The 19053-nt window shown below is 70.4% G+C and carries 21 protein-coding genes; 10 read left to right on the top strand and 11 right to left on the bottom strand.

The window, feature by feature from the left end:
- Position 1: 1 nt before the first annotated feature.
- A complete protein-coding gene (locus IE307_RS40045) occupies positions 2–1276 on the bottom strand; it encodes an ATP-binding protein (protein WP_191304702.1) in 1275 nt (424 codons plus the stop codon).
- On the bottom strand, positions 1276–1950 hold the full coding sequence (locus tag IE307_RS40040; protein ID WP_191304701.1) for a response regulator transcription factor: 675 nt from the start codon (positions 1948–1950) through the stop codon (positions 1276–1278). Before IE307_RS40040 ends, IE307_RS40045 begins: the two co-directional genes overlap by 1 nt.
- A 32-nt stretch (positions 1951–1982) precedes the next feature.
- On the opposite strand from IE307_RS40040, the gene hisN reads away from it, so the two are divergent.
- Positions 1983–2762 carry a histidinol-phosphatase gene (hisN, locus tag IE307_RS40035; protein WP_191304700.1) on the top strand — a complete coding sequence of 260 codons (780 nt, stop codon included), beginning with the start codon at positions 1983–1985 and terminating at the stop codon, positions 2760–2762.
- Here the strand turns inward: hisN and IE307_RS40030 are convergent.
- Genes IE307_RS40030 through IE307_RS40015 form a run of 4 tightly spaced genes read right to left on the bottom strand, consistent with a single transcriptional unit; the run spans position 2743 to position 6362 of the window.
- On the bottom strand, positions 2743–2997 hold the full coding sequence (locus IE307_RS40030) for a hypothetical protein (protein WP_191304699.1): 255 nt from the start codon (positions 2995–2997) through the stop codon (positions 2743–2745). The genes hisN and IE307_RS40030 overlap by 20 nt on opposite strands.
- Positions 2994–5561, bottom strand: coding sequence for a TNT domain-containing protein (locus IE307_RS40025; protein WP_191304698.1), 2568 nt, complete (start codon positions 5559–5561; stop codon positions 2994–2996). Before IE307_RS40025 ends, IE307_RS40030 begins: the two co-directional genes overlap by 4 nt.
- A gap of 1 nt (position 5562) precedes the next feature.
- Positions 5563–5877: a WXG100 family type VII secretion target gene (locus IE307_RS40020; protein WP_191304697.1), complete on the bottom strand. Its 315-nt coding sequence runs from the start codon at positions 5875–5877 to the stop codon at positions 5563–5565.
- Positions 5874–6362, bottom strand: a complete 489-nt coding sequence (locus tag IE307_RS40015) for a YbaB/EbfC family nucleoid-associated protein (protein WP_191304696.1) — start codon at positions 6360–6362, stop codon at positions 5874–5876. Before IE307_RS40015 ends, IE307_RS40020 begins: the two co-directional genes overlap by 4 nt.
- A 96-nt stretch (positions 6363–6458) precedes the next feature.
- Here IE307_RS40015 and IE307_RS40010 point away from each other — a divergent pair, with 96 nt between their 5' ends.
- A complete protein-coding gene (locus IE307_RS40010) occupies positions 6459–6896 on the top strand; it encodes a MaoC family dehydratase (protein ID WP_229905533.1) in 438 nt (145 codons plus the stop codon).
- Between the two features lie 419 nt (positions 6897–7315).
- On the opposite strand, the gene IE307_RS40005 is transcribed toward IE307_RS40010, so the two are convergent.
- The 3 genes from IE307_RS40005 to IE307_RS39995 are packed head-to-tail and all read right to left on the bottom strand — an operon-like array spanning position 7316 to position 9564.
- Entirely contained in the window at positions 7316–8245 is a 930-nt protein-coding gene (locus IE307_RS40005) for a hydroxymethylglutaryl-CoA lyase (protein ID WP_191304695.1), read from the bottom strand.
- Positions 8232–8756 (bottom strand): PH domain-containing protein, encoded by a 525-nt coding sequence (locus IE307_RS40000; RefSeq protein WP_191304694.1) that lies wholly within the window; start codon positions 8754–8756, stop codon positions 8232–8234. Before IE307_RS40000 ends, IE307_RS40005 begins: the two co-directional genes overlap by 14 nt.
- Before the next feature lie 13 nt (positions 8757–8769).
- Positions 8770–9564 carry a biotin--[acetyl-CoA-carboxylase] ligase gene (locus IE307_RS39995; RefSeq protein ID WP_191304693.1) on the bottom strand — a complete coding sequence of 265 codons (795 nt, stop codon included), beginning with the start codon at positions 9562–9564 and terminating at the stop codon, positions 8770–8772.
- A gap of 117 nt (positions 9565–9681) precedes the next feature.
- Here IE307_RS39995 and IE307_RS39990 point away from each other — a divergent pair, with 117 nt between their 5' ends.
- On the top strand, positions 9682–11328 hold the full coding sequence (locus IE307_RS39990; RefSeq protein WP_191304692.1) for an acyl-CoA carboxylase subunit beta: 1647 nt from the start codon (positions 9682–9684) through the stop codon (positions 11326–11328).
- The gene (locus IE307_RS39985) at positions 11325–11558 is read left to right on the top strand and encodes an acyl-CoA carboxylase subunit epsilon (RefSeq protein ID WP_191304691.1); all 234 of its coding nucleotides are present in this window, start codon (positions 11325–11327) and stop codon (positions 11556–11558) included. Before IE307_RS39990 ends, IE307_RS39985 begins: the two co-directional genes overlap by 4 nt.
- Here IE307_RS39985 and IE307_RS39980 read toward each other — a convergent pair.
- Entirely contained in the window at positions 11555–11944 is a 390-nt protein-coding gene (locus IE307_RS39980) for a hypothetical protein (RefSeq protein WP_191304690.1), read from the bottom strand. The genes IE307_RS39985 and IE307_RS39980 overlap by 4 nt on opposite strands.
- 77 nt (positions 11945–12021) lie before the next feature.
- On the opposite strand from IE307_RS39980, the gene IE307_RS39975 reads away from it, so the two are divergent.
- The 3 genes from IE307_RS39975 (at position 12022) to IE307_RS39965 (ending at position 15468) form a co-directional block, all read left to right on the top strand.
- Complete coding sequence (locus IE307_RS39975; RefSeq protein WP_229905532.1) at positions 12022–13431, top strand: MFS transporter; 1410 nt, start codon at positions 12022–12024, stop codon at positions 13429–13431.
- Positions 13391–13990, top strand: coding sequence for a Maf family protein (locus IE307_RS39970; protein WP_191304689.1), 600 nt, complete (start codon positions 13391–13393; stop codon positions 13988–13990). The genes IE307_RS39975 and IE307_RS39970 overlap by 41 nt, the downstream gene beginning before the upstream one ends.
- 185 nt (positions 13991–14175) lie before the next feature.
- Positions 14176–15468 (top strand): dicarboxylate/amino acid:cation symporter, encoded by a 1293-nt coding sequence (locus tag IE307_RS39965; RefSeq protein WP_191304688.1) that lies wholly within the window; start codon positions 14176–14178, stop codon positions 15466–15468.
- Here IE307_RS39965 and IE307_RS39960 read toward each other — a convergent pair.
- Positions 15465–16103, bottom strand: coding sequence for a hypothetical protein (locus tag IE307_RS39960; RefSeq protein WP_191304687.1), 639 nt, complete (start codon positions 16101–16103; stop codon positions 15465–15467). The genes IE307_RS39965 and IE307_RS39960 overlap by 4 nt on opposite strands.
- Positions 16104–16255: 152 nt before the next feature.
- Here IE307_RS39960 and IE307_RS39955 point away from each other — a divergent pair, with 152 nt between their 5' ends.
- The 3 genes from IE307_RS39955 to IE307_RS39945 are packed head-to-tail and all read left to right on the top strand — an operon-like array spanning position 16256 to position 19048.
- The gene (locus IE307_RS39955) at positions 16256–18022 is read left to right on the top strand and encodes an acetyl/propionyl/methylcrotonyl-CoA carboxylase subunit alpha (protein WP_191304686.1); all 1767 of its coding nucleotides are present in this window, start codon (positions 16256–16258) and stop codon (positions 18020–18022) included.
- Between the two features lie 31 nt (positions 18023–18053).
- On the top strand, positions 18054–18440 hold the full coding sequence (locus IE307_RS39950) for a DUF1707 SHOCT-like domain-containing protein (RefSeq protein WP_191304685.1): 387 nt from the start codon (positions 18054–18056) through the stop codon (positions 18438–18440).
- The gene (locus IE307_RS39945; protein WP_191304684.1) at positions 18419–19048 is read left to right on the top strand and encodes an HAD-IA family hydrolase; all 630 of its coding nucleotides are present in this window, start codon (positions 18419–18421) and stop codon (positions 19046–19048) included. The genes IE307_RS39950 and IE307_RS39945 overlap by 22 nt, the downstream gene beginning before the upstream one ends.
- The last annotated feature ends 5 nt before the right edge of the window (positions 19049–19053 follow it).

Below are 19053 nucleotides of genomic sequence, written 5' to 3'. Positions count from 1 at the left end.
CTCAGCGGGGCGTGCTGGGCGCCTTCCACGGGATGCCCACCACGTCCTGCGCCTTCGGCACCGGCAGGAACACCGCGAACGTCGCCGGCCTCGCCGTGGACAGCTCCAGCCTGCCGCCGTCCGCGTCGACCAGGGCCCTGGCGAGCGCCAGCCCCACACCGGTCGAGCCACCGCCGGAGACGCCGCGTTCGAAGATGTGCGCCGCGAGGTCGTCCGGCACTCCCGAGCCACCGTCGCTGACCTCGACGACGACCGTGCCGTCCTCCCCGCGGGCGGAGACGACGACGGAGCCCTCACCGTGCCGCAGGGCGTTGTCCAGCAGCACCCCGATGGCCTCGCGCAGGCGTGCGGGCGTGGCGCGGGCCAGCAGTCCCTCCGGGACGCGGACGCGCAACGCCCTGCCCTGGCTCTTGACCTGTTCGCGCCACTCGTCGGCGATGGCGGTCAGCGCGGGCCGCAGCTCCAGCGGTTCGGCACCGACGGCCCTGGCCGCGCGGGCGGCGGCGAGGAGCTCGTCCAGCACGGCGGCGAGGCGTTCCGCCTGTTCCAGCGCCGCGCGGGCTTCGGCGGCCGTGTCGGGTTCCGGGTGCTCTGCGAGGGCTTCCAGCCGCAGCTGGAGGGCCGTGAGGCGGCTGCGGAGCTGGTGGGAGACGTCACCGACCAGTTCGCGCTCGCGCTGGACGAGCCTCGCCAGAGCCGTCGCCGAGGTGTCGAGGGCGTCGGAGACCGCGTCCAGCTCCTGGATGTTGTAGCGCTGCTCCTCGGCCCGGAAGTCGCCGGCGCCCAGGCGGGCGGCTCGTGCGGCCACGAAGCCGAGCGGTTTGGCAAGCGTTTGCGCGGTCACCAGGGCGACGATCGTCCCGGTGCCGACGGAGACCGCGAGCAGGAGCAGCACCAGGCCCGTGACCTGGTACTGCGTGGTGTGCATGGGGCCGGAGGGGATCTCCAGGCGAACCGTGCCGGCCTGGGCGATCGGCAGTTCGACGGTCAGCGGCTCGTCGCCCGGTGAGGGACCGGTGACCTTGGTGACGCCTCCCGACACGACCGTCAGGCGGCCGTCGGTCGGTATGGCGACCCGCACCTCCTCGATGTCGAGGCTCTGCTGCTTGGCGAGCTGGTCGTCGAGCCTCGTCGCGATGCGCTGGGCGCTCTCGTTCAGGTCGCCGCGGGCGGTGTCCTCGACGAGCGTCAGCGCCGAGTAGCCGAGCGGCAGGCCGAGCACGAAACCCGTGACGGCGACGGCGAGCAGGATCGCCCGCAGGATCCGGCGGCGCATCAGTCGGCGTTGAAGCGGAAACCGCGGCCGCGCACGGTCGCGATGCGCTTCTCGGCGGAGTTCGGGGTGCCGTCGCTGAGCTTGCGGCGCAGCCACGACATGTGCATGTCGAGCGTCTTGCTGCCCTTCAGGTCCGGGTCGTTCCAGACCTCGGACAGGATCTCGTCGCGGCTCACGACCTGCCCGGCGCGCTGGATCAGCACCTTGAGCAGCTCGAACTCCTTGTTCGCGAGCTGGATCTCACCGCCGTCGACCGTGACGCGGCGGGCGGCCAGGTCGACGCGCACGCCGTTGACCTCCAGCGTTCCCGGTGCCCGGCGGCGCAGCAGTGCGCGGATGCGGGCCATCAGCTCGGCCAGCCGGAACGGCTTCGCGACGTAGTCGTCCGCGCCCGCGTCGAGCCCGACGACGAAGTCGACCTCGTCGGCACGTGCGGTGAGCATCAGCACCGGCACGCTCCTGCCGCTCTGCCGCAGCCGGCGGCACACCTCCAGCCCGTCCATGCCCGGCAGGCCGAGGTCCAGCACCAGGAGGTCGATGCCCCCGGTGATGGCTGCTTCGAACGCACTCGGCCCGTCACCGACGACCTGCACCGAATAACCCTCCCGCGTCAACGCGCGGGAGAGCGGTTCAGCGATGGCCGGGTCGTCCTCGGCCAGCAACACCACGCTCACGGGGCCCAGCGTATTCGTGGAACGATCGCCGCGTGTCACGCCACGATGCTGATCTCGAACTCGCCCTCCGCCTCGCCGACGCCGCCGACGCGATCACCGCGACCCGGTTCCGCGCCCACGACCTCGCGGTGGAGCGCAAACCGGACCGCACGCCCGTCACCGATGCCGACGTCGCGGTGGAGGACGCGATCCGTTCGGTGCTCTCCTCCGAACGCCCGGACGACGTCATCATGGGCGAGGAGCGCGGCGGCACGCTGGACGCGGCGCGCGTCTGGGTGCTCGACCCGATCGACGGCACGAAGAACTTCCTGCGCGGCGTGCCGATCTGGGCGACGCTGATCGCCCTGGTCGAGGACGGCGTTCCGGTCGTGGGCGTCGTGTCGTCACCCGCGCTGGGCCGCCGCTGGTGGGCCGCTGCCGGTGGGGGCGCGTTCGCGTCGGACGCCTCCGGTGAGCGCGCGATCTCCGTGTCAGGAGTGCGTTCTCTCGAGGACGCCTACGTGTCCACAACGGACATCAAGTCGTGGGTCAAGTACCACTCGCGCGAGGCGTATCTGCGTTTGGTGGACGCGACCTGGGAGAGCCGTGCGTTCGGCGACTTCTACCAGCACTGCCTGGTCGCCGAGGGCGCGATCGACCTGGCGCCCGAGTGCGTGGCGAACCCGTGGGACATCGCCCCGTTCCAGGTCCTGGTGACCGAGGCAGGTGGCCGTTTCACCTCGCTCGAGGGCGAGGAGCGCTACGACGGCGGCAGTGTGCTGACGTCGAACGGCCACCTGCACGAGGAAGCGCTCAAGCTGTTGGCACGCTGAGACTTCCGCGCGCGACCTGGGCCCAGGCGAGACGGCCGAAGAGGTAGTGGCACGCCACGCTCTCGTCGTCGAACCGGGCCCAGTCGTAGCGGTTGCCCTGCTCCTGCCAGAACACCTCGTACCCGGTCTCGTCGGCGAGGAGGCACCAGCGCCCCTCCGTCTCCTCGCCGATGCTGACGACGTCGTCCGGCACGCCGATCCTGTTCAGCCACTCGGGCAGCGACTCGACGTTCATGGGGTGATCTCCGTGAGGTAGCCGAGCGCGACGAGGTCCGCGACGGGGTAGGTGGTGCGGTAGCGGCTCGCCCCACCGGGCTGGCCGAACCAGGGCGCGCTGATCGTGCGGTGGACGGGCAGGTCCTTCGTGACCCGGTACCGCCGGTAGCCCTCGCCCGCCGCCTGAGGAGGCAGGGAGCGCTGGGCGAACGGCGTGCCCGCCGCGCTCAGCACGCGGCCCTCGGGGGTGCCGAACCTGTCGAGCTCGGTGCCCTCCTCGACGACCTCGGCCTGGCTCTCCTCGTAGCCGCCCTCGCGTTCGAGCGGCCAGCGCGGAGTGCCGTCCTCGTGCTGGAACAGGCCTTCCCAGTCGCGTTCGTGCATGCCCGCGAGCGGGTCGTGACCCTGCAGGAGCTCTTGCACGATCGGGTGATCCTTGCCGAGGCCCTCGGAGTGCGGCACCGGCTTCGGGGACGAGATGTCGATCGCCTGCGGGTGGTCGTCCGGCGCGAACCTCGGGACCTCCTCCGCCTCCGCCTGCGGGGGCGGGGGGAGCTGACGGGCCGGCTTCGGGGCCAGCCGCGGAGCCCGTCCCGCACTCAGGAAGACGGCCATGAACCAGCTTCCCGCCGCCGCGGCGGTGTAGGTGTGGCCGAGGACCTCGCCGGCGAGTCCCAGGCTCTGCGCCTGCGGCTCGCGGCTCTCGAGGCGGTCGCTCAGGGCGTGCGAGACCGGGTGCGAGGTGAGGTCGGTGGTCGCCACCGGCCCCGAGGTGCCCGCGCCGAGGTCGACGTCGGCGCCGGGCGCGGACGGGCTCGCGATGGTGTCGCCGACCTGGCGCTCACCGCGTTCGTCCACGGTCGTGACTTCGCCGTCGTGCAGTGCGGCGAGATCCTTCGCCAGGTCCTTGGCCGCGGCGTCCTTCGCGGCCACCTGGCCGTGGGAGGCGGGCTGCGTGCCGCCCTGGGTCTGGCTCTGCACCTGACCGGGCTGGGTGGTGGTGGCCTGACCACCGAACTGGGTGAGCTGGCCGCTCATCACCTGGCTCGGCACACCGCCGGTCTTGGCAGCCGCCTGCGGACCGGCCTTGGCCTCGCCCGACTTGAGTTCTCCGGCCTTCGCCTCGCCGGCCTTGAGCTCGGCTGCCTTGGCGTCGGCGGCCTTCGCGTCCGCCGACTTGGCGGCCTGCTGCGCCTGCTGGGCGGCTTGGCCCTGCTGGCCCGCCTGTCCCTGCTGGCCCGCTGCCACGGCACCGGCCTGGCCCGCGACGGCACCGGCCGGGGAGGCCGCCGCCGGAACACCACCGACAGCACCACCCACGGCACCGCCGACAGCACCCACGGCACCACCGATCGGGCCTGCGGCCGGAGCACCGCCCGCCGCGGGACCCGCGGGAGCGGCGGCCGGGGCGGCGGGCGCCGCGGCCTGGGGCGTGGAGGAAGCCTGGCCGGGCACGTCGCCGCGCACCAGCGTCGGGTCGAGCACGGCGGCGGAAGCCTGGGTCGTGCCTTCGGCGATCGGGCCGAGGCTGCCGTGAACGCTCGGGATCACGTCGGCCACCGGCTGCGCGACGGGCGCGACGACGTGCCCGGCCGCGTTGCCCACGTCGGCCACGAGCCCGGGCAGCGCGCCGCCCTTGGTCTCGCCGCGGCCCTGTCCCTGACCTTGACCGGGGCCCTCGCCGTCGCCCCGGCCGTCGAGCACCGGACCGATGGTCTCGTGGGCACCGGGGACCGCGTGGACCACCGGCTGCACCGCGGCCGCCACAGGCGCGGTGACGGGCGCGGCGGCGTCGAGCACCGGCGCGGCAACCTCGGTCACGGCACCGACAACGGGCGCGAGAGGCGCCGTCACGGCACCGACGACGGGCGCGACCGGAGCGGTCACGGCACCGACGACCGGCGCCACGGTTTCGGTCACCGGCGCGACCACGGCGGCGACGGGGGCGACGACGGGAGCGACAGCGCCCGCCACGGGTGCCACCACGTCACCGACGAGGCCGAGCAGCCCGCCACCGCCGTTGCCACCGGGGCCGTGGGCGCCGGGTGCGGTGTTGACGGGCTGCGAGCTCTGGCTCATGTCGATGCCGCTGTCGAGCCGGATCGCGGACGTCAGCGTGTTCTGGAGGTTCGCGACGTTGGCCGCGGCGCCCTTCGTCAGCGTGTCGAGGCCGAGCAGCGCGTTGGGGTTGCCGGCACTCGCCGAGGCCTTCGCGGCGTCGTCGTTCTTGGCGAGCGTCACGAGCTCGCGGACGATCTCGACCTTCGCGGCGCCGACCTGCTTGGCGGCGTGGTCGAGCCGGTCCGCGGCGGCGTGGCACCCGCGGGCAGCGCGGTGGAAGTCGCCGTCGGGGCCCACGACCTTCGACCAGCGCCCGCGAGCGGCATCACCGGTAGCGCCGGTGACACCACCCAGGGCACGCCCGGCAGCACCGTCGGACGTGGTCCCGAGACTCTTGATCTTTTCGCCCGCCTCGCGCCACGCGACGGCGCTGGAACGCATGGCGTCCTCGTCGGCCTTGGGCCACGTGACACCGGCCTTGGCCGCGACGGCGGCGAGTTCGGCGGGAAGCTCGATGCCCATGTCAGCCGTCCAACCTTCTCATCCCGGAAGCGTTGCTCTCCTCGACGTGGCGATACGTCGCCGCCGTGGAGGCGAGCCGGTCGCCCACGTCCCCCAACGTCGACGCGAGCCCGGCCAGCGCCCCGCTCGCATCACCGGCGGGCTTCTCGTGCGAGGCCGCGAAACTCCGCCCGACGGCGTCGTCCCCCCAGCAGACCCCGAACCCGGCCAGCGCCCGCTCGAGCGCCCCCGCGATCTCGGTCGCCTGCCCGGCAAATCCCTTGAGCTCGCGCGCCCCGGCGTCCAACCGCTCGAGGTCGGCCGAGTACCCGGTCATCGGACCCTCCTGTCGATGAGCTCGGAGTCGAGCCAGCTCTCCCGTTGCTCGTTGTCCTCGTCGTCGTCCACCCGCCGCCGAACGGGCTGGTGCCCCAGATCAACGGTCTCGGTGTCGTCGCCCACCACGTACTCGTCAGGCCGCAGGTCGGCAGTGCCCGCCACCACCGCGGCGGGATCCGTCGCAGCCGGCAACACAGCGCTCAACGTCTGATAGGTGTCCTCAGCCGCACTCGCGGCAGCAGCGGCAACCGTCCGCACGATCACCTCGGCCAACTGCTCGGGCCGATGCCTCCGATAGGCCAGCTCCGAGAGCTCGAGCCCAGTCAGCTTCCCGCCCGCACCGACGGTCGCGGTGACCATCCCGTCCGGACTGGAGGCCTGCCCGGACACGGCAGCGAGCTCGCGCTGAACCGACACCAACTGCTCGCGGCTGCGCCGGTAGTCGGCGAGCAGCTCATCGACCTGCGCACGGTGGTCGTCCACCGAGTCCCCCTCACACGCATAGCCCTGGGCTCGGGCTCTAGGACGCCGTTGCCCATAGATCGGTTCCCAGCGGATTCAGTTACTAGAATCGACGACGTGATCGCCTTCGAGGATCTACCCGCAGGCCGCATCATCCCGCTCGGCGAGCTCACCGTCGACAGGGACGACATGCTGGACTTCGCGAAGAAGTTCGACCCGCAACCGTTCCACCTGGACGAGCAGGCGGGCAAGAACTCGATTTTCGGCGGTTTGTCCGCCTCCGGCTGGTACACCGCCTCCCTCTGGATGCGCCGCTGGGTGGACGAGGTCCTCGCCGACTCCACCTCCCAGGGCTCACCGGGGGGCCGCGAACTCTCCTGGCTGGCCCCGGTATACCCCGGCGACACCCTGACCTTCGCCGCCGAGGTGCTCAGCGCCCGCCTCTCCAAGAAGCGGCCGGACCTCGGGCTGGTGGAGTTCGAGGGAACGGCCCGGCGAGGCGACGAGCTGGTGTACCGGTTCATCGCGACAGGCATGTTCACCGCACGGGGCTGACGGCAAGCGGGCGGGCAGGCGAGCCGCACGATCAGTGCGACGCCGAAGGCGAGCCGCCTGATCGGTGCGAAGCCGCAGGCGAGCCGTCCTTACCAAGAGGCTTGGGCGGTGGGGTCCCATCACGAGTCGCGCCATAGCTCTTGCTGCACCTGAGGGGTGAGGTCAAGTCGACACGCTTTTCGTCGACTTGACCTCACCCCTCAGGTGTGGCCCGCTCTTGGTGCGGCTCGTGATGGGACCCCACCGCCGACCGCACCCGACAAACCAACGCGCAGCCGCCCAACGCAACAGGCGTGCCATCAACCCACGAACGGCGCAGGCCCCCATCTCAGATTGCCGGGGTCTGGGGCAGAGCCCCAGGGGAAGCACGCCAGGTGACAGGCCGCACACAACCCGACCACCCCAACAAACCGGCGCAACTACTTGGACAACGCCCGAACCACCCGAGAAGGACTGGGCCGCCCCAACTGCTCAGCCATCCAAACCGAGGTAGCAACCAGGGCATCCAAATCGACCCCGGTCTCAACCCCCAACCCGTCCAACATCCACACAAGATCCTCAGTGGCAAGGTTCCCAGTAGCGGACTCCGCATACGGACACCCACCCAGCCCACCAGCGGAAGAGTCCACAGTGGTCACCCCACACCGCAAAGCAGCAAGGGTGTTCGACAACGCCTGCCCATAAGTGTCATGAAAATGAACAGCCAACCGAGAAACATCCGAGAACCCGGCCAGCAAAGCCTCAACCTGCCCAGGCGTCGCAACCCCGATCGTGTCCCCGAGCGAAAGCTGCGAACACCCCATCCCCAGCAACCGCTCCCCCACCGCCACAACCTGCGACTGCGGAACAGCCCCCTCCCACGGGTCCCCAAAACACATCGACACGTACCCACGAACAGACACCCCAGCCGCCAACGCCCGAGCCACAACAGGCTCGAACATCTCGAACTGCGACTCCAACGTCCGATTCAGGTTCCGCGCAGCAAAGGTCTCAGTGGCCGAGGCAAAGATCGCAATGTGCGACACCCCGGCCTCAAGCGCCCGATCCAACCCACGCTCGTTCGGCACCAGCACGGGATAAACAACCCCAGCCCGCCGATCCAACCCGGCCAGCAACTCAGCGGCATCAGCCAGCTGAGGCACCCACTTGGGATGCACGAAGGACGTGGCCTCCAAGACGGACAGTCCGGCAGAAGCCAGCCGTGCCAGGAACTCCAGCTTCACCGACACCGGCACCACGACGGACTCGTTCTGCAGCCCGTCCCGGGCCCCGACCTCCCAGATGGTCACCCGCGAGGGCAGCCCTGCGGCACCCACCACGTCCGGCAGGCCGACCTCACGCGCGCCCATCGACGACTCCCGGCCGGAAGTCGTCCTCGGGGTTGTCGTTGACCTCTCGGTACAGCATGGTGTGCACCTTCTCCACGGACGGGATGTCGTCGAACTCGAGCGGCTCGTCCGAGGCCGACTCGATGATCAGGGTGCCGCAACCGAGGAAGCGGTCCACCAGACTGTGCTCGAAGCGGACGCTGTTCACACGGGCCAAAGGGATGTCGAGGCCTGTGCGCTTGAACACGCCCTCGCGGTACATCACGCGGTCCGACGTGATGATGAAGTGCGTGGTGCGCCAGCGCATCAGCGGTGCGACGGTCAGCCACAGGAACAGCACCACGCCGATGACGGCGAGCACGATCCACGCGATCGCGGCCCACGACAGGTCCGAGACGAGGCCTGCCAGGTAGGTGCCGAGCGCGACCACCACCAGCAGCCAGAACACCGGGAAGATCAGCATCTTCCAGTGGGGGTGCTTGTGGATCACGACGTGCTCGCCGGAGCTCAGCAGGTCGTCGGGGTAGGCCATGGGTGAACCCTAACTACGCCGGGCGCAAATGCACCACGTCACCAGCGGACACGCCGTGGTCCTGCCCGTCGTCGCCGCGCACGGTCAGGGTGCCGTCGGGTTCGATGCGCTGGGCGACGCCGAGGAGCTCGAGGCCGCCGGCCAGTTCGACGCGCACGCGCTGCCCGATGGTCGACGAGTGCTCGACGTACTCCTCCAGGACGCCCGACTCCTCCGCGTCGCCGCCGTTCTTGCGCCACACGCCTTCCAGGCCGGCCAGTTCGACGAGCAGCCGGAACGCGAGCTCGCCGCGGTCGAGGTCCGCGCCCTGGTCCTCGAGCGACGTGGGCGCGAGGCCGCCGGGTGCCGGCTGGACGTCCGCGGGCAGCTTCGCCACGTTCAGGCCGATGCCCACGACGACCGAGCCGTCGGCGGTGATCTCGGACAGGATCCCGGCGCCCTTGCCACCACCGAGCAACAGGTCGTTCGGCCACTTCAGCGAGGCCTCGACACCAGCCGACTGGGCGACGCGCACCAGTGCCAGCCCGGCGATCAGGTTCAGCCACGGCAACCGCGCGGCGGGCACGCCGGCAGGCCGGAACAGGACGCTCAGGTAGAGCCCGCCCTCGGGTGACGACCAGCTGCGGCCGCGGCGGCCCTGGCCCGCGGTCTGTTCCAGCGCGATCAGCACCGTGCGGTCGGCGGCGGAGGAGGAGGCGAGGTCCGCGTTCGTGGACGGAGTCGACGCCACGACGTCGAGAGCGGCGTACGGGCCGTTGGGTGCGACGAGCCGCGAGCGCAGCTCTTCAGCGTCGAGTGCGGTGGTCATCGCGCCAGGTTATTGGAACGGAAGAGGGTACGTGCGATCGGAGACGACGAACAGGTCGCCGTGACCTGGACAACTGCACGGAGCAGTTCAGCAATGGTCTCGTTAGGCTGCGAGCCCATGAGCAGTGCGACCGAGCCGATCGGGCACGTCCCCACCGGCGCTTCAGGCGCCCCGGACGTCCACACCACCGCGGGCAAGCTCGTTGACCTCTACCGGCGCAACGCCGAGGCGGTTCACGCCGGCTCGGAACGCGCGGTCGAGAAGCAGCACGCCAAGGGCAAGAAGACAGCCCGCGAGCGCATCGACCTCCTGCTCGACCCCGGTTCGTTCGTCGAGCTGGACGAGCTCGCCCGGCACCGCTCCACCAACTTCGGCCAGGAGCGCAACCGCCCGTACGGCGACGGCGTCGTGACGGGCTACGGCACCGTCGACGGCCGCCCGGTGTGCGTGTTCTCCCAGGACGTCACGGTCTTCGGCGGCTCGCTCGGCGAGGTGTACGGCGAGAAGATCGTCAAGGTCATGGACCTGGCGATCAAGACCGGCCGCCCGATCATCGGCATCAACGAGGGCGGTGGCGCGCGCATCCAGGAGGGTGTCGTCTCGCTCGGCCTCTACGGCGAGATCTTCTCCCGCAACGTCAAGGCGTCCGGCGTGATCCCGCAGATCTCGCTGATCATGGGCTCGAACGCCGGCGGGCACGTCTACTCCCCCGCGCTGACCGACTTCGTGGTCATGGTCGACCAGACCTCGCACATGTTCATCACTGGCCCGGACGTCATCAAGACCGTCACCGGTGAAGACGTGACGATGGAGGAGCTCGGCGGCGGTCGCACGCACAACACCAAGTCGGGCAACGCGCACTACCTCGGCAGCGACGAGGAAGACGCGATCGCGTACGTCAAGGAGCTCCTGAGCTACCTGCCGTCGAACAACCTGGCGGACTCGCCGACGTTCGAGAGCACCCTGGCCGAGGGGTCGATCACGGACTCGATCACCGACGAGGACCGCGAGCTCGACACGCTCATCCCCGACTCGGCGAACCAGCCGTACGACATGCACGAGGTCATCAACCGCGTGCTCGACGACGGCGACTTCCTCGAGGTGCAGCCGCTGTTCGCGCCGAACATCCTCGTCGGCTTCGGCCGTGTGGACGGCAACAGCGTCGGCGTCGTCGCGAACCAGCCCACGCAGTTCGCCGGCTGCCTCGACATCGACGCCTCCGAGAAGGCCGCGCGGTTCGTGCGGACCTGCGACGCGTTCAACATCCCGGTGCTGACGTTCGTGGACGTGCCCGGCTTCCTGCCCGGCACCGACCAGGAGTGGAACGGCATCATCCGCCGCGGCGCCAAGCTGATCTACGCCTACGCCGAGGCCACCGTCCCGCTCGTCACCGTCATCACGCGCAAGGCGTACGGCGGCGCGTACGACGTCATGGGCTCGAAGCACCTCGGCGCCGACATCAACCTGGCGTGGCCGACCGCGCAGATCGCCGTCATGGGCGCGTCCGGCGCGGCGAACATCGTGCACCGCAAGACCCTCGCGGCGGCGGCCCAGAACGGTGAGGACGTCGACGCCCTGCGCGCGCAGCTGCAGCAGGAGTACGAGGACGCGCTGTGCAACCCGTACGTCGCCGCCGAGCGCGGGTACGTCGACTCGGTCATCCCGCCGTCGTACACCCGCGGCTACGTGGCGCGGGCGCTGTCGATGCTGCGGGACAAGCGGGAGACCCTGCCGCCCAAGAAGCATGGGAACATCCCGCTGTGACCGCGCCCGAGGAGAAGCCCCAGGAACAGGCACTGCTCAAGGTCGTCAAAGGGACGCCGGACGACCACCAGCTGGCCGCGCTGACCGCGGTCGTCGCCGGACTGGCGTCGGCCGCGCCCGCGGAGGCCGAGCCGGAGCGGCGTTCGGAGTGGGCGAACCCGGCCCGCCGGGTGCGCAGGCCGCTGCAGCACGGACCGGGCGCGTGGCGAGCGTCAGGTTTCCCGGGCTAGGAGCACTCCACCCTGCGACTGGTGACGTTGAGACCGACGGCGACCTCGCGGCAGCGGGTCTCGCCGTCGACCTCCATCTTCAGCGTCCAGAACGCGCTGCCGTAGGCGAACGACTGCCGCAGGACCTGCACGTCCGAGTGGTTTATGGGCAGGTTGCCGCGCACCGCGGGCACGACGGCGGACAGCAGCGCGTTCTCCGCGCGATCGGCGGTGTTGGCGAACGGCCAGATGGGCACTCCATAGCCGATCGGGTCACTCGCGAGCACGCTTCCAACGCCGAATGATCCGATCAGGCCACCGAGCACGACCAGCAGTGCCGCGATCCGTCTGCGCTTGCCGTCGCGATCGGAACCGCGTTCGGTGAGGACAAGCACCCAGCGCTTCACTCTCCCGAGAGTGCCGATTGGAGAGGTGATCGCGCATCAGCAGTACTACTCAATCCGACCGTGCGAACTGGCGGACGGTGTACGCGCTGTGCATCGGCTTCTTCATGACGCTGCTGGACACGACCATCGTCAACGTCGCGCTGCCGTCGATGATCACCGATCTGGGCGCGACGCTGAACGACGTCATCTGGGTCGTGAGCGCCTACCTGCTCGCGTTCGCCGTGCCGTTGCTGCTGACCGGGCGGCTGGGCGACCGGTTCGGGCCGAAGCGCCTCTACGGGATCGGGCTGGTGCTGTTCCTGGGGGCGTCGCTGGCCTGCGGTCTCGCGACCAGTGCGGACGCGCTGATCGCCGCCCGCGTCTTCCAGGGCCTGGGCGCCGCGGCCATGACGCCGCAGACAATGGCGTTCATCACGCACCTGTTCCCGCCGGACAAGCGCGGCGCGGCCCTGGGCATGTGGGGGTCGGTGGCCGGGCTCGCGACGGTCTCCGGGCCGTTGCTCGGCGGGGTGCTGGTCACGCACCTGGGCTGGGAGTGGATCTTCTTCGTGAACCTCCCGATCGGCGTGCTCGCGCTGGTGCTGCTGTTCCTGTGGGTCCCCGACCTGCGGCCGAACCGCGCGCCGAGGTTCGACGTGCTCGGGGTCGTGCTGTGCTGCCTCGGGCTCGGGCTGCTGGTGTTCGGGATCCAGAACGGCGAGCACTACCGGTGGGGCCGGGTGGCGGGGCCGATCACGGTCGCCGAGATCATCGCGGCCGGGGTGCTGTTCCTGGCGCTGTTCGTGCTGTGGCAGGCGTCCGCGCGCAACCCGGAGCCGCTGATGCCGCTGCGGATCTTCCGCAACCGCAACTTCTCGCTCGGCAACGTCGCGAACGTCGCCATCGGCATCACCGTGACCGGCGTGTTCGTGCCGCTGGCGCTGTTCCTGCAGACCGTGCCGAAGCTGTCGCCGCTGATGACGGGCCTGGTCACGGCTCCGGCGTCGCTGATGTCCGGGGTGGTGGCGATCTTCGCGGGCCGGCTGTCGAACCGGGCGGACGCCAAGTACCTGCCGATCACCGGTTTCGCCCTGATGGCGCTGGGCATCGGGGCGATGACGTTCCTGCTGGGTGACGGTTCCCAGTGGGTGCTGCTGCCGTCGATGATCGCCCTGGGCATCGGCATGGGGCTCGTGTTCTCGCCGCTGACGAACATCTCCACGCGGACGCTCGACCGGTCGCTGCTGGGCGCGGGGTCCGGCATCTACAACACCTCGCGGCAGTTCGGGAACGTGCTGGGCAGCGCCGCGACGGCAGCCGTGCTGCAAATCGTGCTCGCGGCGACCGGCGACTTCACCGCGGCCGTGCGGGCGGCGTTCTACCTGCTGCTGGCGGTGACGGCGGTGGGCATCGCGGCCGCGTTCGCCTTCCGCCGGGTCGCCGCCCCGAGCGTGACAGACTCGCCGCGTGCGTCTGATCCTGGCCTCCCAGTCACCCGCCCGTCTTAGCGTCCTGCGGTCCGCGGGCGTCGAGCCCGTCGTCCGGGTCTCCGGTGTCGACGAGGACGCGCTGGTCGCGTCGCTCGAGGACCCGACGCCGGAGGAGACCGTGGTCGCGCTGTCCGCGGCCAAGGCGGAGGCGATCGAGCACGACGACGAGTGCGTGGTCATCGGCTGCGACTCGATGCTGCTGTTCGAGGGCGAGCTCGTGGGCAAGCCCGGCACGCCCGAGGTGGCGCGCGAGCGGTGGCACCGGATCGCGGGCAAGAGCGGCGTGCTGATCACCGGGCACACCGTGCTGAAGGTGTCCGGCGGGAAGGTGGCCGACCGCGCGTCGGGCGCCGAGTCGACCACCGTGCGGTTCGGCACGCCGTCGGAGGAGGAGCTCGAGGCCTACATCGCGACGGGCGAGCCGTTGCACGTCGCCGGCGGCTTCACCATCGACGGGCTCGGCGGCTGGTTCATCGACGGCATCGAGGGCGACCACACGTCCGTCATCGGCATCAGCCTGCCCCTCACCCGGAGGCTCCTCGGCCAGGTGGGTGTTTCCGTGTCCACACTCTGGTAGACGCTGGTCACAGTTCACCTGATCGGGGAAGACTGCCCTCAACGCCGGCGTTGGGGGCTAGCGGTGAACGAGTACCTGACGCGTCGAAGGAACATCGACCTGGCACGCCGGGCGAGCACGGGTTGTCGGAGCTAAACGCTCCCGACACCCCTCACTCAGCTCATCCCTGCCCAGGAGATGCTCCGATGTCGTTCGTCCAGACATATCGCAAGCCCAAGGTCTTCGGATTCACAGTTCTCGGCGCGCTCGTCCTTGGCGCGCTCGCCGGCTGGCTCGGCAAGGGCACGTGGCTCGCGCCCGTTCTCGCCAAGATCGGCTCCACGTTCACGGCGCTGCTGCAGCTGACCGTCATCCCGCTGGTGTTCACCGCGATCGTCGTCGGCATCGCGTCGCTGCGGAACCTCGGCGGCGGCCGCACCGCGGCACGCCTGGGCGGCAAGACGTTCCTGTGGTTCGCCATCACGTCGTTCATCGCGGTGCTGATCGGCATCGCGGTCGCCTCGATCCTGCGGCTCGGCCAGGGCGTGCAGATCGAACCCGCCGCCGGTGCCGTCGACAAGCTCGCCAAGCGCGCGTCCGGCTCGTGGCAGGCGCTGCTCGACAACCTGGTGCCCACCAACATCTTCAGCTCGTTCACCGAGGGCGACGTGCTGCAGGTCGTGTTCATCGCGGTGCTGGTCGGCTTCGCGGCCTACGCGCTCGGCGACAAGGCCGCGCCGTTCACGAACCTGGTGAAGTCGTTCTTCGAGATCATCCAGAAGGTCGTCGGCTGGATCATCCTGCTGGCCCCGATCGGCATCTTCGGCCTCATCGGCAACGCCGTCGCCTCCTACGGCAACTCGTTCGTGAAGCCGCTGTTCTCGTTGATCCTCGCCGTGTACCTCGGCTCCGCGCTCGTGCTGTTCGTCGTCTACCCGGTGCTGCTCAAGTTCGTCGGCAAGACCTCGCCGGTCGAGTTCTTCCGCAAGGCGGGCACGGCGCTGCAGTTCGCGTTCGTCTCGCGCTCGTCGGGCGCCACGCTCCCCTTGTCCCGCAAGGCCGCCACCGACCTCGGCGTCCCGCAGGAGTACGCGAACTTCGCCGTGCCGCTGGGCACGACGACCAAGATGGACGGGTGCGCCGCGGTCTACCCGGCCGTCGCGACGATCTTCATCGCGAACCTGTTCGGCATCCAGCTCTCGGTGTGGCAGTACGTCGGCATCGTGGCCGTCGCCGTGTTCGGCGCGCTGGCCACGGCCGGCACGACCGGCTGGTACACGATGCTCACGCTGACCCTGAGCGTCGTCGGCCTGCCGCCGGCCGTGATCGCGACCGGTGTGGCCGTGGTCTACGCGATCGACCCGATCCTCGACATGATGCGCACCGCGACCAACGTGGCCGGCCAGATCACCGTGCCAGTGCTGGTCGCCCGCAGCGAGGGACTGGTCGAGGAGCCCGCCGCCCAGGCCGACGACAACAAGGAACTCGTCACCGCCTAGGCATCAGCGCACGGGCGCAACTGCGACAACTTCGGCACCGGTGCGGGCCAGCCTGCGAGCTGCTCCCGCGCCGGTGCCGGTGTCGTACAACCGATGTTCGCGCCGAGCGCCGAGAACACCTGCACGAACGAGTCGTTGCACTGGCCGTCGCAGGCGCGCTGGGCCGAGACGATGTCCGCCGTGCCGTCCTCGTTGACGTCGTGCAGCCCGAGGTACCCGGCGCTGGACAGGTAGGCGGCCTGCGCGCGCGACCACGTGCCGTCCTTGCGGACGAGCACCTCGCCGAGCACCTTGCCGCCCTGGTCCCCGCGCACCAGGCACACGCTGACCGGTGCCTCCGCGCACAGCAGCGACTTGTCGGTCACCGCCGCGCCGGACTCGGCGATGGTCATCTCGAAGATGAACGGCCCCGACTCGCCGGTCACCCTGATGCGCCCGCCGCCCGTTCCCGCGAGCAGCTCGACGAGGTCCCTGCCGACCGACTTGCCGATCACGACCTGGCAGACGGTCGTACCGCAGCGCATTCCGGCGTCGGTTCCGTATTGACCTGAATCGGTGCCGTCCGGCCTCTGGAAATAGGCGAACACCAGACCCGCGACTACGACCACGGCGGCGACGACGGCGACCACCTGCATTGACCTGGTTCCACCCACATCGCAGATTGTGCTCGACGCGTTCACGATGTGAGGTGGAGTGAGGCGTCTCTCCCTCTCGGAGTTCGGCCTTTTCCGTAGACTGCGGCACCAGCCAGAGCCGTAATTACCGGTCCAGCAGGAGGTACGACGCCGTGTCGCTGCGCAAGGTGCTCATCGCGAACCGCGGTGAGATCGCCGTCCGGGTCATCCGCGCCTGCCGTGACGCCGGACTGACGAGCGTCGCCGTCTACGCCGATCCCGACAGGGACGCGCCGTTCGTGCGGCTGGCCGACGAGGCGTTCGCGCTCGGTGGCAGCACCCCCGGCGAGAGCTACCTGTCGGCGGAGAAGCTGCTGGCCGCCGCCGCGCAGTCCGGTGCCGACTCCGTGCACCCCGGTTACGGCTTCCTGTCCGAGAACGCCGAGTTCGCGCAGGCGGTGATCGACGCCGGTCTGGTGTGGATCGGCCCGACGCCGCAGGCGATCCGCGACCTCGGTGACAAGGTGACGGCGCGGCACATCGCGATGCGCGCGGGCGCACCGCTGGTGCCCGGCACCAAGGACCCGGTCAACGGACCGGACGAGATCATCGCGTTCGCCTCCGAGCACGGGCTGCCCGTCGCGATCAAGGCGGCGTTCGGCGGTGGCGGTCGTGGCCTGAAGGTCGCGCGCACGTTGGAGGAGATTCCCGAACTGTTCGACTCGGCGGTCCGCGAGGCCGTCACGGCGTTCGGCCGCGGCGAGTGCTTCGTCGAGCGCTACCTTGACAAGCCGCGCCACGTCGAGGCGCAGGTGCTGGCCGACACCCACGGCAACGTGATCGTCGTCGGCACACGGGACTGCTCGTTGCAGCGCCGCCACCAGAAGCTCGTCGAGGAGGCGCCCGCGCCGTTCCTGACCGACGAGCAGCGCGCCACGATCCACTCGTCCGCGAAGGCGATCTGCCTCGAAGCGGGCTACCACGGCGCCGGCACCGTCGAGTACCTCGTCGGTCTCGAGGGGTCGATCTCGTTCCTGGAGGTCAACACGCGCCTGCAGGTCGAACACCCGGTGTCGGAGGAGACGACGGGCCTCGACCTGGTGCGCGAGCAGTTCCGCATCGCCGCGGGCGAGAAACTGCGGTTCACCGAGGACCCGACGCCCCGCGCGCACTCGATCGAGTTCCGGATCAACGGCGAGGACGCCGGTCGCGGCTTCCTGCCCGCGCCGGGCACCGTGACCACCTTCGTGGCGCCGTCCGGCCCCGGCGTGCGCGTGGACGCGGGCGTTGAGAGCGGCTCGGTGATCGGCGGCCAGTTCGACTCGCTGCTGGCCAAGCTGATCGTCACCGGCGAGACCCGCGACGAGGCCCTGGCCCGCTCCCGCCGCGCCCTGGACGAGATGGTCGTCGAGGGCATGGCGACCGTGCTGCCGTTCCACCGCGTGATCGTGCGGGACGCGGCGTTCACCGCCGAGAAGCCCGAGGGCTTCACCGTGCACACGCGCTGGATCGAGACGGAGTTCGACAACCAGATCGAGCCGTTCGCCGGCTCGGGTGAGGCCGCCGCCGACGAGACGCCGCGCCAGACCGTGGTGGTCGAGGTCGGCGGGCGCCGGCTCGAGGTGTCGCTGCCGGGTGATCTCGCTGTTGGTGGCGGGCGGCCTGCCGCCGCTGTGAAGAAGCCGAAGGCGAAGCGTGCCGGGGGCGGCTCCGCGGCCGTGTCCGGGGACGCGGTGGCGGCGCCGATGCAGGGCACGATCGTGAAGGTGGCCGTCGAGGACGGGCAGACCGTCGAGGCGGGCGACCTGATCGTGGTGCTGGAAGCGATGAAGATGGAGAACCCGGTGACGGCGCACAAGGCCGGCACGGTGACGGGGCTGGCTGCGGCGCCCGGTGACCCGATCACGCAGGGAACCGTGATCTGCGAGCTGAAGGACTGACCACGCGGGTCGCTCACCTACGATTGGGTTCGTGAGCGACCCGAGCAGGGACATCCGCATCGGTGACACCGAGCGTCAGCAGGCGTTGCAGGTGCTCGGCGAGCACATGAGCGCGGGCCGCATCGACGTCGAGGAGTACGGCGAGCGGTCCGCGAAGATCACCACCGCGAAGACGCGCGGTGAGCTGATGGCGTTGTTCTACGACCTCCCGGACCCGCGGCCGCAGTTCGTCGCGCCCGTGCCGATGTTCAACGAGCCCCCCAAGGCGCCCGCACGCCGCTGGGAGGGCGCCGTCATCCCCGTGGTGGGCATCGCCACGGTGATCCTGTTCTTCGCCCTGGTGAAGAACCCGCTGATCTTCCTGCTGGTGCCGGCCGTGGCGATCCTGTGGGGCCAGTGGAACGGACGCCGGCGCTGAAACCGTTGCTGCTGCTGGACCTCGACGGCGTGGCGCCCGGTGGTCTGGTGAGTCCCGAGGCTCTGGCGTTGGTCCGCGCGGCGCGGCGGCAGTGCTTCGTGGCGCTGCTGTCCGACACGACCACCCGGGTGGAGGCGACGCTCGACGGCGAGTTCGACGCGGTCTTCAACTCGGCGCGGCTCGGTCTCGCCAAGCCTGATCCCGCGGTCTACCGGCGGGTGCTGGACGAGCTCGGGTACTCCAGCGGGGTCTTCTGCGACGACACCGCGGAGAACGCGGAGGCGGCGACCGCGGCCGGGCTGGACGGCGTGCACGTGCCGGACACGGCGGCGTTGCGGACGGCGCTGGCCGTGCGCGAGCTGATCCCGCCGACCGTCCTGCTGGTCCTGCCGGACCGCGACGAGGCCGAGGAACTGGCCGCGGAGCTGCTGGAGGCCGGGTGGGGCCCGTGCGCCGTGCACCGGGACATGCTGGCGGGCGAGGACGACGCCGAGGACGTGGACTGGGTCGTCGAGCTGACGACGGCGCCGGACGGTCTTCCGGCGTCCGCGCACCGGGCGGCGCTCGACGAGCTGGCGGAGGAGCACGACGGTTTCACCGCGGATTAACCTGC

The organism is Lentzea cavernae (assembly GCF_014653695.1).
Lineage (GTDB): Bacteria > Actinomycetota > Actinomycetes > Mycobacteriales > Pseudonocardiaceae > Lentzea > Lentzea cavernae.
The sequence above is the reverse complement of the archived record's forward strand: the minus strand, read 5'-3'. Positions and strand labels throughout refer to the sequence as shown.

Coding starts and splice junctions, on each gene's coding strand:
- IE307_RS40045 (WP_191304702.1), bottom strand. CDS start 1,276: ATGCGCCGCCGGATCCTGCGGGCGATCCTGCTCGCCGTCGCCGTCACG.
- IE307_RS39965 (WP_191304688.1), top strand. CDS start 14,176: ATGTCGTTCGTCCAGACATATCGCAAGCCCAAGGTCTTCGGATTCACA.
- IE307_RS40030 (WP_191304699.1), bottom strand. CDS start 2,997: ATGAACGTCGAGTCGCTGCCCGAGTGGCTGAACAGGATCGGCGTGCCG.
- IE307_RS40020 (WP_191304697.1), bottom strand. CDS start 5,877: ATGACCGGGTACTCGGCCGACCTCGAGCGGTTGGACGCCGGGGCGCGC.
- IE307_RS40000 (WP_191304694.1), bottom strand. CDS start 8,756: ATGGCCTACCCCGACGACCTGCTGAGCTCCGGCGAGCACGTCGTGATC.
- IE307_RS40005 (WP_191304695.1), bottom strand. CDS start 8,245: ATGGGCGCGCGTGAGGTCGGCCTGCCGGACGTGGTGGGTGCCGCAGGG.
- IE307_RS39995 (WP_191304693.1), bottom strand. CDS start 9,564: ATGACCACCGCACTCGACGCTGAAGAGCTGCGCTCGCGGCTCGTCGCA.
- IE307_RS39990 (WP_191304692.1), top strand. CDS start 9,682: ATGAGCAGTGCGACCGAGCCGATCGGGCACGTCCCCACCGGCGCTTCA.
- IE307_RS39960 (WP_191304687.1), bottom strand. CDS start 16,103: ATGCAGGTGGTCGCCGTCGTCGCCGCCGTGGTCGTAGTCGCGGGTCTG.
- IE307_RS40025 (WP_191304698.1), bottom strand. CDS start 5,561: ATGGGCATCGAGCTTCCCGCCGAACTCGCCGCCGTCGCGGCCAAGGCC.